General features: G+C 69.6%; 16 protein-coding genes. 7 read left to right on the forward strand and 9 right to left on the reverse strand.

Features of this window, described 5'->3' with window-relative positions; translation table 11 throughout:
• Positions 1-25 precede the first annotated feature (25 nt).
• On the reverse strand, positions 26-1303 hold the full coding sequence (locus PA27867_RS14045) for an NAD(P)/FAD-dependent oxidoreductase (protein ID WP_066597322.1): 1278 nt from the start codon (positions 1301-1303) through the stop codon (positions 26-28).
• Between the two features lie 163 nt (positions 1304-1466).
• On the opposite strand from PA27867_RS14045, the gene PA27867_RS14050 reads away from it, so the two are divergent.
• From PA27867_RS14050 to PA27867_RS14060, 3 genes are all read left to right on the forward strand, one after another.
• Positions 1467-2159: a response regulator transcription factor gene (locus PA27867_RS14050; RefSeq protein ID WP_066597326.1), complete on the forward strand. Its 693-nt coding sequence runs from the start codon at positions 1467-1469 to the stop codon at positions 2157-2159.
• Between the two features lie 28 nt (positions 2160-2187).
• Positions 2188-4005 carry a sensor histidine kinase gene (locus tag PA27867_RS14055; protein ID WP_066597330.1) on the forward strand — a complete coding sequence of 606 codons (1818 nt, stop codon included), beginning with the start codon at positions 2188-2190 and terminating at the stop codon, positions 4003-4005.
• A 147-nt stretch (positions 4006-4152) separates the two neighbouring features.
• Positions 4153-4443 carry a WXG100 family type VII secretion target gene (locus PA27867_RS14060; RefSeq protein WP_066597331.1) on the forward strand — a complete coding sequence of 97 codons (291 nt, stop codon included), beginning with the start codon at positions 4153-4155 and terminating at the stop codon, positions 4441-4443.
• Positions 4444-4547: 104 nt separating this feature from the next.
• Here PA27867_RS14060 and groL read toward each other — a convergent pair whose 3' ends face one another.
• From groL to PA27867_RS14085, 5 genes are all read right to left on the reverse strand, one after another.
• Complete coding sequence (gene groL, locus PA27867_RS14065; RefSeq protein WP_066597333.1) at positions 4548-6176, reverse strand: chaperonin GroEL; 1629 nt, start codon at positions 6174-6176, stop codon at positions 4548-4550.
• Between the two features lie 141 nt (positions 6177-6317).
• Entirely contained in the window at positions 6318-7364 is a 1047-nt protein-coding gene (locus PA27867_RS14070) for a DUF3048 domain-containing protein (protein WP_157109242.1), read from the reverse strand.
• A gap of 144 nt (positions 7365-7508) precedes the next feature.
• Positions 7509-7712, reverse strand: coding sequence for a cold-shock protein (locus tag PA27867_RS14075; RefSeq protein WP_066597336.1), 204 nt, complete (start codon positions 7710-7712; stop codon positions 7509-7511).
• A gap of 213 nt (positions 7713-7925) precedes the next feature.
• Positions 7926-8504 carry a LytR C-terminal domain-containing protein gene (locus PA27867_RS14080; RefSeq protein WP_066597338.1) on the reverse strand — a complete coding sequence of 193 codons (579 nt, stop codon included), beginning with the start codon at positions 8502-8504 and terminating at the stop codon, positions 7926-7928.
• A gap of 49 nt (positions 8505-8553) precedes the next feature.
• Positions 8554-8862 (reverse strand): DUF3263 domain-containing protein, encoded by a 309-nt coding sequence (locus tag PA27867_RS14085; protein WP_066597340.1) that lies wholly within the window; start codon positions 8860-8862, stop codon positions 8554-8556.
• Positions 8863-9069: 207 nt separating this feature from the next.
• Here PA27867_RS14085 and msrB point away from each other — a divergent pair, with 207 nt between their 5' ends.
• Together msrB and PA27867_RS14095 are read left to right on the forward strand one after the other, a co-directional pair.
• Entirely contained in the window at positions 9070-9471 is a 402-nt protein-coding gene (msrB, locus tag PA27867_RS14090; RefSeq protein ID WP_066597342.1) for a peptide-methionine (R)-S-oxide reductase MsrB, read from the forward strand.
• Positions 9472-9476: 5 nt separating this feature from the next.
• Positions 9477-10031 carry a nitroreductase family protein gene (locus PA27867_RS14095; RefSeq protein ID WP_066597344.1) on the forward strand — a complete coding sequence of 185 codons (555 nt, stop codon included), beginning with the start codon at positions 9477-9479 and terminating at the stop codon, positions 10029-10031.
• A 103-nt stretch (positions 10032-10134) separates the two neighbouring features.
• On the opposite strand, the gene PA27867_RS14100 is transcribed toward PA27867_RS14095, so the two are convergent.
• Positions 10135-11109 (reverse strand): SDR family NAD(P)-dependent oxidoreductase, encoded by a 975-nt coding sequence (locus PA27867_RS14100; RefSeq protein ID WP_066597346.1) that lies wholly within the window; start codon positions 11107-11109, stop codon positions 10135-10137.
• Positions 11110-11186: 77 nt separating this feature from the next.
• On the opposite strand from PA27867_RS14100, the gene PA27867_RS14105 reads away from it, so the two are divergent.
• Positions 11187-11429, forward strand: coding sequence for an SHOCT domain-containing protein (locus PA27867_RS14105; RefSeq protein WP_066597350.1), 243 nt, complete (start codon positions 11187-11189; stop codon positions 11427-11429).
• Positions 11430-11438: 9 nt separating this feature from the next.
• Here the strand turns inward: PA27867_RS14105 and PA27867_RS14110 are convergent, their stop codons facing one another.
• Both PA27867_RS14110 and PA27867_RS14115 read right to left on the reverse strand, forming a co-directional pair.
• A complete protein-coding gene (locus PA27867_RS14110) occupies positions 11439-12044 on the reverse strand; it encodes a sugar O-acetyltransferase (RefSeq protein WP_066597352.1) in 606 nt (201 codons plus the stop codon).
• A gap of 67 nt (positions 12045-12111) precedes the next feature.
• Positions 12112-12510, reverse strand: a complete 399-nt coding sequence (locus PA27867_RS14115) for a PLD nuclease N-terminal domain-containing protein (RefSeq protein ID WP_066599991.1) — start codon at positions 12508-12510, stop codon at positions 12112-12114.
• Between the two features lie 214 nt (positions 12511-12724).
• Here PA27867_RS14115 and PA27867_RS14120 point away from each other — a divergent pair, with 214 nt between their 5' ends.
• Positions 12725-14143, forward strand: coding sequence for a chloride channel protein (locus PA27867_RS14120; protein ID WP_066597354.1), 1419 nt, complete (start codon positions 12725-12727; stop codon positions 14141-14143).
• Positions 14144-14148: the final 5 nt, after the last annotated feature.

Below are 14148 nucleotides of genomic sequence, written 5' to 3' on the forward strand. Positions count from 1 at the left end.
GGCTGGTCGGGGTCTGCGGGCCGGATCACTCGGATGCGACGAGCAGGTCCTCCAGAGCAATCGTCTCATCCGCGAGCCGCTTCGGGTCCACCCGCACGCCCGAACGGATGAGGCGCTGCACGGTCTCGTTCACGTCCCAGACGTTCACGTTCATGCCCGCGACGACATGGCCGTCCCGGAGCCAGAACGCCACGAACTCCCGCGTAGACCTGTCGCCGCGGAACACCAGCTCGGCGCCTGCGGCCAGCTCGCCGAACCCCGAGTACTCCATGCTGAGGTCGAACTGGTCGGTGTAGAAGTACGGGATGGCGTCATAGTCGGTGGTGTCGCCGAGCACGGCGCGGCCCGCGGCCGCCCCGGCGGTGTCGGCGTTCGCCCAGTGTTCCACCCGCAGCCGGTGACCGAGGCGGGGGTGGTACACGCTCGCCACGTCGCCCACCGCGAACACGTCGGGGTCGCTCGTCGCGAAGGTGGCCGACACGGCGATCCCGTCGTCGACCTCGAGGCCGGAGCCCAAGGCCAGCTGGGTGTTCGGCGTGGCCCCGATGCCCACCACCACCAGGTCCGCCCGCACCAGGGTGCGGTCGCTCAGCCGCACCCCGGTGACCCGGGTGCCGCCGCTGCGGATCTCGCCCTCCAGCTCCACCACGGCTGTGTTGTTGCCCATGTGCACCCCGTGGTCGCGGTGCAGCAGGTCGAACACCGCGCCCAGCTCGGCGCCGATGGCCGACTCCAGCGGCACCGGCCCACGGCCGAGCACGATGACGTCGTTGCCGTAGCCCTTGGCGGTGGCCGCGACCTCGAGTCCGATCCAGCCGCTGCCCACGATGACCACCCGGCGGCCGCCCTCCGCCAGGGCGGTGCGCAGCTTGCTGGAGTCGTCCACGCTGCGCAGGTAGTGCACGCCGGGCAGGCTCGCGCCCGGGCCCGGGAACGGCCGCGGCGACGCGCCCGTGGCCAGCAGCAGCCGGCTGTAGCGCAGGCTGCGTCCGTCGTCGAGGGTGAGCCGGTGGGCACCGCGGTCGAGCACGGCCGCCCGGTGGCCGGCGATCCGCTCGATCTCCTGTTCGGCGTACCAGGCGAGCGGATGCACGTCCACTGATTCCCGGTCCGCCCGGCCGGCGAGGTACTCCTTCGACAGCGGCGGCCGGATATACGGCGCGGCGACCTCCTCGCCCACGAGCACGACCCGCCCGCCGAAGCCGTCGCGCACGGCCTCGGCCGCCCGCGCCCCGGCCAGTCCGGCGCCCACGATGACCACGGGGTCGTCGCCCGCCGCGCCCTGCTGCCTTGCCTCACTCATCCGTTGCTCCCGCTCCCGCCCTGCCCGTCGTCGGCACACACCCGGCTCTCTGCGCTTGACGGTAGAGGCATCCGGCGCACTCCGAAAGCCCTATCCCCGTTTCCCCCGGCCCTGTACCGGCCACTCACAGCAAAGCACCAGCTAACGCGCAGATACTGGGGACATGACTGACGGCCCCCGCATCCTTATCGTTGACGACGAACCCAACATCCGGGATCTCCTCACCACCAGCCTCCGCTTTGCCGGATTCGCCGTGCGAGCCGTGGGCAACGGTGCGCAGGCGATCTCCGCCGTGCTCGAGGAAGAGCCCGACCTCATCATCCTCGACGTGATGCTGCCCGACATGAACGGCTTCGGCGTGACCAAGCGCCTGCGTTCGGCCGGGTACACCGCGCCCATCCTCTTCCTCACGGCGAAGGATGACACCGAGGACAAGATCACCGGCCTCACGGTCGGCGGTGACGACTACGTCACGAAGCCCTTCAGCCTCGACGAGATCGTGGCCCGCATCAAGGCCATCCTGCGTCGCACGATGCACGCCGACGAGGATGCCGTCATCCGTGCCGGTGAGCTGACCATGGACCAGGACACCCACGAGGTTCTCGTCGGCGACCAGCCCATCGAGCTCAGCCCCACCGAGTTCAAGCTGCTGCGTTACCTGATGCTCAACCCCAACCGGGTGCTCTCCAAGGCGCAGATCCTCGACCACGTCTGGGAGTACGACTTCAACGGCGACGCGGGCATCGTGGAGTCCTACATCTCGTACCTCCGCCGCAAGGTCGACATGCACTCCAGCGAGCCGCTGATCCAGACCAAGCGTGGCTTCGGCTACATGCTCAAGGCTGCCAAGGCATAGACCCAGTTTCCCTTCTTAGACTGGACCCATGCGTGTGCCATTGATGGACCCGTGGAGCCGGGTTTCGCTCCGTTCCAAGATCACCGGTGTGACGGTGTTGATGCTCACGCTCGGCCTGCTCGTTTCCGGCGTGGGCACCATGGTGATCCTGCAGAACTACATGGTGCAGCAAGTGGATGCCCGCCTGCAGGAATCCGCGCAGGGACTCACGTCGAACTACCTCGACTCCCCGTTCGACACGAGCAGTGTCGACGGGGTCGGGGACTCCGACTACTTCGTGGCCGTGTTCGACCAGAACGGCGTGCTCAAGAACCGCACCTGGCAGGACCGGCCGCGCGCCAGCCTGCCTGTCGTGACGATCCCGATGGACCTGCACAGCTCCTACGAGCTGGACGGATCCATCCAGCAGCTCTTCAACGCCCAGGGCGACACCGAATTCCACGCCGTGGCCGTACCGTTTGTGATCAACGCCACCGGAACCTACGGCACCGTGCTGCTCGCGCTGTCGATGCAGTCGGCACAGAACACCGTCAACACCTACCTGAGCATCTTCCTGGGCTTCGGCGTTGGCGTGGTTCTCGTGGGCGCGATGCTCACCCGCCTGCTCGTCACTACGACCTTCGCTCCTCTCCGCGAGGCCGAGCGCACCGCGGCGGCCATCGCCGACGGCGACTTCAGCCAGCGCCTGGGTGGGGCCACGCCCAACACCGAGGTGGGCCGGCTGAACCGCTCGCTCAACACCATGCTCAGCCGTATCGACCGGGCATTCAAGGACCGTGCCCGCACGATCGACCAGATGCGCCGGTTCGTCGGCGATGCCAGCCACGAATTACGCACCCCGCTGGTCTCCGTGCGCGGATACGCCGAGCTCTACCGGATGGGCGCCCTGCAGACCCCCGAAGACGTCGCCCAGGCGATGGAGCGCATCGAGAAGGAAGCCATCCGGATGGGCGGCCTTGTCGAGGACCTGCTCGAACTGGCCCGGCTTGACGAGACCAAGCCGCTCGCCCTCACTCGCGTCGACCTGCTCCCCCTCGCCCAGGACGCCGCGCTCGACGCCATGGCCTCGTCCCCCGGCCGGAGCGTCACCGTGCGCACCAGCCACCCCGCCGAGTACAACGATGAGGCCGTCGCGCCCCCGATCGATCTGGCCCACTCCACGGGTGAGGTCGTCGACGTCGCGCCTCGTACTCCCGAGCCCGCGGCTGTGCCCGCCGGCGCCTCCGCCAAGGCCGCAGCCGCCGCTGCCAAGGCTGCCGCGGCGACGGCCAAGACCACGTCGAAGCCCGCCCCGGTCAAGCCCGAACAGTCCGGCTCCACGACTGGCACGATCTCCTTCGCCGGCGCGACCCTTGCGCGCCTGCGCACCCGCAAGCCCAAGCGCACGGATGCGACGGTTCCCTCCGTCGAGACCCCCGACGTCGCCGAGGCTCCGCCGGCTCTCGACGCGGTGATCATGGCCGAGGAGAACAAGGTACGCCAGGTGATCACCAACCTGATGGGCAACGCCTTGCGCTTCAGCCCGGCCGACAGCCCGGTGGAGCTCGAGGTCGCCGTGGACCGGCGCAACCAGCGCGCATCCGTCTCGGTCATCGACCACGGTGAGGGCATCCCGCCGCAGATTCGCGACAAGATCTTCCAGCGGTTCTGGCGCGCCGACACCTCCCGCGCCCGGGAGACCGGCGGCAGCGGGCTGGGGCTGGCGATCGTGGCCTCCATCGTGGCCAGCCACAACGGCTCGGTCGAGGTCGTCGAGACGCCGGGTGGCGGCGCCACCTTCCGGGTCTGGTTCCCGTTGGCGGAGTCCCCCGCGGCCCCGCAGGCCTTGCCGGTCCCCCAGGGCTGAGCCGGACGTCCCGGCCGGTCCTCCCCAAGCGGGGCCCGGCCGGTTCTCTCCCCAGTGCGGCCGTGCCGGTGCATCTGCTTTGCCCGGGTGCGTAGCGTCGCCCGCGGGCGGCCGACCGGTCGCCCGGGCGAGCGAGCGGAGAGAACCATGACCCAGTTCCAGGTCGACAGCGAGGCATTGATCAGCACCACTGGTGCGGCGCGCGCCACCATGGGCCGCATCCAGGCCGAGGTGGCCGCCCTTCTCGGGCAGCTCACCGCCCTGGAGGGCTCCTGGTCGGGGCAGGCCGCCACCCAGTTCCAGGGTGCGGTGTCGGCCTGGCGCACGACGCAGCAGCATGTGGAACAGAGCGCGGACGCCCTGAATCAGGCGCTCGGCCAGGCCGGTCAGCAATACGCGGAGGTGGAGCAGGCCAACGCCCGGCTCTTCGCGCGCTAGCGGCGGCCTGAGAGCGCCTGGCGGGGGTACGACGAAGGCTGGGCGCCTCCCGAGGGAGACGCCCAGCCTGTGGTCGTGCGGTACTGCTGTGCTGCTGGCGGGACTTAGAAGTCCATGCCACCCGAGGGGTCGCCGGCCGGGGCCGGGTTCTTCTCGGGCTTGTCGGCGACGACGGCCTCGGTGGTGAGGAACAGTCCGGCGATCGACGATGCGTTCAGCAGCGCGGAGCGGGTGACCTTCACCGGGTCATTGATGCCGGCAGCGATCATGTCGACGTACTCGCCGGTTGCGGCGTTGAGGCCGAATCCGACGGGCAGGTTGCGCACCTTGTCGGCGACAACGCCCGGCTCCATGCCGGCGTTGAGGGCGATCTGCTTGAGCGGAGCGTCGATGGCGACGCGCACGATGTTCGCGCCCGTTGCCTCGTCGCCGACGAGGTCAAGGATGGCCTTGCTCTCGAATGCGGTCTTGCCGGCCTGGATGAGTGCAACGCCACCACCGGCGACGATGCCCTCTTCGACGGCTGCCTTCGCGTTACGGACGGCGTCTTCGATGCGGTGCTTGCGCTCCTTGAGCTCAACCTCCGTCGCGGCGCCGGCCTTGATGACAGCAACGCCACCGGCGAGCTTGGCGAGACGCTCCTGGAGCTTCTCACGGTCGTAGTCGGAGTCGGTGTTCTCGATCTCGTTGCGGATCTGCTGAACGCGACCGGCGATGGCGTCGGCGTCGCCGGCACCCTCGACGATGGTGGTCTCGTCCTTGGTGATGACGACCTTGCGGGCGTTACCGAGCAGGTCGAGGGTGACGTTCTCGAGCTTGAGGCCGACCTCCTCGGAGATGACCTGGCCACCGGTGAGGATGGCGATGTCCTGCAGCTGCGCCTTGCGACGGTCGCCGAAGCCCGGAGCCTTGACGGCAACCGACTTGAAGATGCCGCGGATCTTGTTCACAACGAGCGTGGCCAGGGCCTCGCCGTCGACGTCCTCGGCGATGATGAGCAGCTGCTTGCCGCTCTGGATGACCTTGTCGACGATCGGCAGCAGGTCCTTGATGTTGGAGACCTTGGAGTTGACGATGAGGATGTAGGGGTCTTCGAAGACCGCTTCCTGACGGTCGGGGTCGGTGACGAAGTATGCCGACAGGAAGCCCTTGTCGAAGCGCATGCCCTCGGTGAGCTCGAGCTCGGTGCCGAAGGTGTTCGACTCCTCGACGGTGACAACACCTTCCTTGCCGACCTTGTCGATGGCTTCGGCGATGATCGCGCCGATCTCGGCGTCGCCGGCGGAGATGGAGGCCGTGGCCGCGATCTCTTCCTTGGTCTCGATCTCCTTGGCGCTGGAGATGAGCTCTGCGATGACCGCAGCGGTGGCCTTCTCGATGCCGCGCTTGAGGCTGATCGGGTCGGCGCCGGCTGCGACGTTGCGCAGGCCTTCGCGGACCAGCGCCTGAGCGAGGACGGTGGCGGTGGTGGTACCGTCGCCGGCGACGTCGTCAGTCTTCTTGGCGACCTCCTTGACGAGCTCGGCACCGATCTTCTCGTACGGGTCGTCGAGCTCGATCTCCTTGGCGATGGACACGCCGTCGTTGGTGATCGTGGGGGCGCCCCACTTCTTCTCCAGCACGACGTTGCGTCCGCGCGGGCCGAGGGTCACCTTGACCGTGTCAGCGAGGATGTTCAGGCCGCGCTCCAGGCCGCGACGGGCCTCTTCATTGAAAGCAATGATCTTTGCCATATGTGTTTCTCGTCCCTCCCGGACGTTACCAAAACGATGATGGGTTAGCACTCCAAACAGCAGAGTGCTAAACCGATTCTGGCACTCTGGGGTCGAGAGTGCAAGTGAACGGGGGCTGCACGATGCCGCTGTAGGACGGGGTTACGGCAGGATCTCCACGGCACCGCCACCGTCGGTGGGCACCAGTTCGACCCAGGTGTTGCCCGGTGCGAGCTCGATGGCCGCACCATCGGCATCCGTCAACCGGATCGGGGCTGCGGGGGCGTCCTTGGTCCACGTCGCGGGCAGGGTCGATCCGTTGGTTGAGACCCACGCCTGGCCCGTGCCGTCCAGGATGGTGCGGGGCACGTCGGTGCTGCGGTCCACGCTGACGCTGAGCACCACCACGTTGGTGGCGGCCAGCCGGCCGCCGTCGGCGTCCAGGTCGGGCGCGCCGTCCTGGCTGCGCAGGTAGGCGACGCCGGCGGGATCCCAGGTCCAGGAGCGCTCGCTCGAGTCGGAGAACCGGGTGACGATGGTGCCGGCGGCCTCCCCGGCCGTGGCGGCCCCGGCGGCAGCAGCGCTGTCGGCGTAGTCGAACTGCCGCTCCGGCGGGGCCAGGTCGGCATGCCGGTCGATGAGCTCGGCGGCGCTGAGCACCACGTCGTGCGGGGATTCCCGGTCGTCCACGCGCCGGAACACGCCGCTGTCGTCCTGGTCGAAGATCACGTTGAGCACCGGGGTGTTCTGCATGGCCTCGATGAACTGCGGCTGCCCGCCGGAGTAGGCCACGATGCCGCCGAACGGGCTCAGCAGGTCGGGGTCCATGGGCCGGATCGAGCGCACCGGGCCGACGTCGTCGGGCACGTCCGAGTGCCAGAGGGCGGCGTACCGGGTGAGCCCGCCCTCCACCAGCTCTTCGAAGACCAGGTCCGACCGTTCGAGGCCGATCTGCGGCCGGGCGGCGGCGAGGTTGTCGATCTTCACGGCCAACGACGGATGCTCCGCGTCGGCCGGGTCGATCGGGGTGCCCCGCAACGGGGCCACGGCGGGTGCCGCCGCGGTGGGCGTCGTCTCGGTGGGCGGCGCGGTGACGCAGCCGGTCAGGGCGCAGGCGGCGCCGATCAGCACGACGGCAGCCCAGGCGCGGGAGCCGGTGCGGCGGGAGCGGAGGCGTCGAGCAGGGGTGGTCATCCGTAACGCAGTCACGCCACACACCTTAGCTCCGCGAGGTATGTCTGCCGAGCGGGGCAAGGTGGGTGGCGTGCTGGTCTTCACGGCAACCGATACATCGTCGGCGCCTGTTCAGTTGTGTGCTGCCCGCCCCGTGAGGCCGACTGTTCTACGCGTGGGCTATGCCGGACGAACCGACTCTGCCTGCGGACCTTTGGCTCCGGTACCGAGTTCGAAGACGACATGCTGGCCTTCTTCAAGAACCTTGTATCCGTGCATGTCAATGGCGGAGTAGTGGACGAAAACGTCCTGCCCACCTCCATCGACCGTGATGAAGCCGAAACCCTTTTCAGCGTTGAACCATTTGACGGTTCCGTTCGCCATGTGAAACTCCCCTAATGCAGTGTTGACTTTCGGCTTTCACCCGCTGGTGTTACCGGGCCTGGCGCAGTAGCTGCGTCCACCGTCCGCGAAAGAGCGCTCTCAGGTCGAGAACGCGACTCGCATAAAATGAGCGACCACTGCAGATAGTAGTAACGAAAGCGGGGATCAATAGGGGGTTGACTGGCGGGCTCAACGCCAGTAGGAATCCGGCGGTCAGCCCTCCGGCATCGCGTAGTCGGTGCCGACCACGACGGTCAGGGTGGCGTCCGAGCCTGCGAAGTCGCTGGAGAGCAGAATCGCCGAACCGGGCAGCAGGGCCGCCACTCCGCGGGCAGCGCCTTCCAGGGAGGGATCCGCGTAGTACACGGTGGTGGTGGTGATGTCTTCGGTGTCGGCGTCACTCATGGTGCCGACGCTCCAGCCGCTGTCGGTGAGCAGCTCGCCCACGGAGCGGGCGACACCGCTGGTGGCCGTGCCGTTGAGCACGGTGACACTCGCATCGGGGTCGGTGGTGGGCTCTGCTGTGGGCACGGCCTCGGCCGTGGGCGCCTCGGTGGCGGCCTCCGTGCCGGTGCTGGTTTCGCTGGAGATGCCGGGGATGGTGAAGTTCAGCCGGTTGTTCAGCACGGTCAGTCCGACCGCTCCCACGCCCACGAGCAGGGCCGTTGCGGCGAGCGCCCACCAGAACGCCACCCAGCGGCGCCCCTTTCGGCCGGGGGCCCGGTGCGCCCCCACGCGGTCGAGCTTGTGCGGAAGGTCGTCGAAGCGGTCTTTCGGGTACGAAGTGGGCATCGTGAGTCTGGTTCGATCCTCGGTTAGCTGAACACGCGGTAGGAGGGTCCTACTCGATGGGGCGGATGGCCCGGCGCGACCGGGCCTGGGACCGCGCGTCACGCATCCGCTGCAGGCGTTTCACCAGCATGGGATCGTGGGCGAGGGCAAGCGGGGAGTCGAGTAGGGCACCCAACAACTGATAGTAGCGGGCAGCCGACAGGCCGAACTCGGCCCGGATCGCCTGCTCCTTGGCACCAGGGTGGGACCACCAGCGCCGTTCGAAAGCGAGCACGGCGGTGTCGCGCGGACTGAGCGCCGTGACGCCGTCGGCGCCCCGATCGCTCTCGCCGTGTTCGCTGGTCGCCATACGCGTCATCCTATTTGGCGGGGACTGGGTTTTCGCTGACCGGCGCGGCCTGTCCCGCCGGTCGTCGCCCGCTCCGGCCGGGATGACCGCCGGCTGGGAATCCCCCGGCCCGGGGAATGTCCGGGGGCCCGGCCGAGTTTAGGCTGGAGGCAGCAATCTGCCCGCTGAGTTGCCCGCAAGAGTAATGCCGCACAGAAGTAAGTGAAGGGACGCACCATGGACTACGAGGTCACCAAGTCTGACGCCGAATGGAAGGCCGAGCTTTCCCCCGAGCAGTACGCCGTGTTACGCGGGGCTGCGACCGAGCGCGCCTGGACCGGCGAACTCCTCGACGAGGGCCGGTCGGGCGTGTACACCTGTGGCGCCTGTAACGCCGAGCTGTTCAAGAGCGGCACCAAGTTCGACTCCGGTTGCGGCTGGCCGAGCTTCTACGAGTCGGTGCGCCCCGAGGCCGTCGAGCTCATCGAAGACCGCTCGCTGGGCGTCGTGCGCACCGAGGTGCGCTGCGCCGCCTGCGGTTCGCACCTGGGCCACGTGTTCGATGACGGTTTCGGCACGCCCACCGGCGACCGGTACTGCATGAACTCGATCTCGCTCAACTTCACGCCCGTCGAGTAACGGTCTTGTCGGCGGTTCTCGACGCGATCTTGTCGCGCCGGTCGTATCCCGTGGTCACCGCGGATGCGCCCGGCCGCGACGAGTTGGTTCCCCTGATCCAGGCGGCCGCCCGCGCCTCCGACCACGGCGCACTGCGCCCCTGGCGGATCATCGAGGTGCGCGGCGCCGCCCGGGCCGCTCTGGGCGACGCGCTCGTGGCGGCCTCGGGCCTCGAGGGGCCGGCCGCCGCCAAGCTCGCCGGTAAGCCGCTGCGCGCTCCACTGCTGCTGGCCCTGGTGGCCCGGCATCGGCCGAGCCACAAGGTTGCGGCCTGGGAGCAGGACGCGGCGGCCGTCGGCGTCGCCCACTTCCTCAGCCTGCTGCTCGAGGATGCGGGCTGGGGCGTGATGTGGCGCACCGGCGGCCACACCCGCGCCGAACCGGTGCGGCAGGTGCACGGACTCGCCGACGGCGAGGAGCTGCTCGGCTGGCTCTACGTCGGAGGGATCCCCGAGAACGTCAAGCCCGCTGTGCGCCAGCCTGTCGACGCGGGCGACCACCTCAGCGCCCTGCCCGACTGACCGCCCCGCTCGCGCCCCCGCGACTGGACGCGGTGCGGGCAATTGCACCCGGCACACCGGGGCCAATCGTCCGCTTCGGGACCAGTCGGGCACGCGCGTGAGGTCAGGCGAACGCGTTCACACCGGTGAGCTCGGCCGAGAGAGCCCAGAGGCGGGCCGCATCCGTGGGGTCGATCGCGTGTGCGTCCACACCCCGGATACGAGCGGTCTCGCTGCCCGGAACCGTGGGCTCGGCGATATCGCAGTCCTCGCAGTAGACCCCGCCCAGACCGTCGAGCATCGGGGAGGTCGCCGCCCAGGTCGCCGTCGCGGCGCCCTGCTCAGGCGTCTTGAACACGGAGTTCACGGTGCCGTCCTCGGTCATCCACCCCGACGCGATCATCTCCTCGCGCGGCAGGTGCCGCTGCAACTCGGTCATGATGCCGCCCGGGTGCACGGCGAATGCGCGCACGCCGTGCTCGGCGCCGAGGGCGTCCAGCTGTACGGCGAACAGGCTGTCGGCGGTCTTGGCCTGACCGTAGGCCAGCCACTTGTCGTAGCCGGTCTCGAATTGCGGGTCGTCGAACCGGATGCCGCTGAGCTTGTGCCCGGTCGACGACAGGGCCACCACGCGGGCGCCCCCGCCGGCCACCAGGGCGGGCCAGAGCAGGTTGGTCAGCACATAGTGGCCCAGGTGGTTGGTGGCGAACTGGGATTCCCAGCCGTCGCCGACGCGGGCTTCAGGGGAGGCCATGATGGCGGCGTTGTTGATCAGGATGTCGAGGCTGCGTCCGGAGGCCAGGAACCGGTCGGCGAAGGCGCGCACGCTGCCGAGGTCGGCCAGGTCGAGGGTCTCGACCTCGACGTCGGCCAGCCCACGGGCTTCGAGCGCGTCCCGGGCCGCCTCGGGGCGACGGGCCGGAACCAGGACCTGGGCGCCCGCGGCGGCGAGCGCCGCGACGGTCTCGATACCCAGCCCCGAATAGCCGCCGGTGACGATGGCCGTCCGGCCGTTCAGGTCGATGCCGGCGAGTACCTGGGTGGCGGTGCTGCGCGCTCCGAACCCGGAGGGGAGGGCGTGCTGGGGTGTGGTTGTCATCGTTCCAGCGTACGCTCGCTCGCCCCCTGGATAGACTTTCGCCGTGCGGCCGAACGCGCCGGCGCAGGGGGACTCACATGTTTGGCAATCTGACCGGCTGGCACTTTCTCATCATCGCGGGCGTCCTCGCCGCGGTGCTCCTGATCGCGCTGGCGATAGTGTTCCTGATCGTGCACCTGGCGCGGCGACGCCCGGCGGGTTCCGGCGGCATGGCGGATCCGGCGACCCGGTTGGCGCAGCTCGATCAGCTGCGCGCCCAAGGCCTGGTCACCGAGGCCGAATACGATGCCAAGCGCCGGGAGATCCTCGGGCTGCTCTGAGCCGACGGATCAGAGCATGTCGAGCCCGACCCGGTCGTCGGGACCGATGGCCCGCACGACCCGCGCCGGGTTGCCCACGGCGATGACCCCGGGCGGCACGTCGCGGGTGACCACGGAGCCGGCGCCGATGATGCTGCCCGCGCCGATCGTGACGCCCGGGCAGACCACGACGTTGCCGCCGAGCCACACGTCGTCTTCGATCACGATCGGGGAGACCCGCTCGTACCCGGCCCGGCGCTCGACCACGTCGACGGCATGGCTGGGCGTGTAGAAGCGGGCACTTGGACCTACCAGGACGTTGGCACCGATGGTGATTTCGCCGCCGCCGAGGGCCAGGAAGTCGGCGTTGATGAACGTGTTGGCGCCGACCCGCAGCCGGGAGCCGTAGTCCAGGTACAGCGGCGGCCTGAAGTCGGCACCGTCGCCGACGCTCGCGAGCATCCCCACGAATAGGGCGTGCGCGGCGGCCTGGTCGTCGTCGTAGAGGGCGGTGATCTGGCGGCAGGTGCGCTGCGTGCTGGTCGTCAGCTCGGCCAGTTCGGGCCCGGACCGGTAGCGGTACCACTCCCCCGCGACCATCTTGTCGTACTCGGAGCGAACGAGAACCGGGGGCATTTTGTTGTCTGTAACCACAAACACGAGCCTAGCCCGTCGCCGCGACTCTTCGCGCGGCGATCCGCCGTCAGGTCCCGTCGGCCAGCCGGCGGCGTTCGGCCAGCTCGGCTTCGATCCGGCGGATGCGCGCCTGCTCGGCATGGAACTCGATCTCGCGGTCCAGCGAGGCCAGTTGCTCCTCGGTGCTGGTGATCCGCCGTTCCGCCTGGGCCGTGGGGGTCGCCTGTGCGCCCGAGGTCGACCCCGTGCGACGCCGGGGCGCACCCGAGCGGGGACGCGCCATCGGGGTGTCGTAGTCGTGTCCGATCACGAACCAGAGCAGGCTGCCGATCATGGGGAGGAAGATCACCAGGAGCACCCAGACCACCTTGGGCAGGTGTTTCACCTGGCCGTCCTGCCGGGTGATGATGTCCACGAGGGCGGCCACGACGAGCACCAGGAGCACGAAGGAGAGCAGCGCATACATGGCGGTCAGCTTAGTGACCGCTGTGAACGGGCGACCAGCCCCCATTTCCGCGGGCACCCGCGGGGCCGCCGAGGGGCCGCCGAGGGGCTTGCGCCCGCACGGACACCGGGCCAGCGTGGGCAGCGATGCCGGCCGAACCCGGGACCGACCGACCCGGACCGGTCCAGCAACAGTGCCAGATCGGCGGAGGAGACCGGCCGAGGAGGACCGCGACATGCCCGCGCATCCCGAGCCACCGGCGACCCCCGCCCCCGATTCCGCGGCGGGCCACCCGGCCAACCCGGCCCAGACCGTCGACCCGCTGGCGGTCATCCGTTCGCGCGGCTACCTGCGCGTGTTGTTGCTGGCCGGGCTCATCGGCGTGCCGGTGTCGGTGGTCTCCTACGGGTTCCTGGCCCTGGTCTCCTGGCTGCAGGGCTACCTGTTCACCGAGCTGCCGGCCACCCTGGGGTTCGACAGCGTGCCGGTGTGGTGGCCGCTTCCGCTCTTGGCCCTGTCCGGCCTGCTGGTGGCGCTCTGCATCCGGTTCCTGCCGGGAACCAGCGGGCATCCGCCGTCGGAGGGCTTCGCGGCCGGCGGGTTCCCGCGCCCGCCGGAGCTGCCGGGCGTGGTGCTGGCGGCGCTGGCCACGCTCGCCCTGGGCGCGGTGCTCGGCCCAGAGGCACCGCTGATCGCCCTCGGCGGCGGGCTGGGCGCTCTCGCGGTGCTCCTGATCAAGAAGGACTCGCCGCCCACCGCCCTCGCGGTCATCGCGTCGGCGGGCAGCTTTGCCGCGGTGAGCACCCTGCTCGGTTCGCCGCTGTTGGGCGCTTTCCTCCTGATGGAGGCATCCGGTCTGGGTGGCGCCATGCTTGGGGTGGGCCTGCTGCCCGGGCTGCTCGCCGCGGGGATCGGCTCGCTCGTTTTCGTTGGCCTGGATTCCTGGACCGGGCTGGGCACCTTCTCCCTCGCCATCCCCGACCTGCCGGCGTTCAGCACACCCACCCTGGCGATGTTCCTCTGGGCGCTCGTACTTGGGGTGGCCTGCCCGCTCCTGGCCTGGGGAATCAAGGCGCTCGCGCGGGTGGTGCGCCCCGCGGTGCACGCCCAGCGGCTGCTCGTCACCCCGGTGCTCGGTCTGCTCATCGCCGGGCTTGCGATCGGGTTCGCGCTGGTCACCGGGGAGGACACCGGCCAGGTGCTCTTCTCCGGCCAGTCGACCCTGCCCGCGCTCATCAGCAACGGCGCCTCCTGGCCGATCGGCGCGCTGGGCTTGCTGGCGCTCTGCAAGGCCCTGGCCTACGGCCTGTCCCTCAGCGCGTTCCGGGGCGGGCCGGTGTTTCCCGCCATGTTCATCGGCGCGGCCCTGGGCATCATGGCGTCCCACCTGCCGGGCATGGCGTTGGTTCCGGCTGTGGGGGTGGGCATCGGCGCCATGTGCGTGTCGATGCTGCGGTTGCCGCTCACCAGCGTTCTGCTGGCCACCGTGCTGCTCACCAGCGATGCCTATGCCGTGATGCCGCTGGTCATTGTGGCCGTGGTGGTGGCACATGTGATCACCGGCCGGCTGCCTGAGCCGCCGGGCCGGTGGCTCCGCCGCGACCCGGAGCCGACCGTTCCTGGGCCGGCGACGAGCGCTCCGAGCCTGGGCTAGCGGAT

The organism is Cryobacterium arcticum (assembly GCF_001679725.1).
GTDB lineage: Bacteria > Actinomycetota > Actinomycetes > Actinomycetales > Microbacteriaceae > Cryobacterium > Cryobacterium arcticum_A.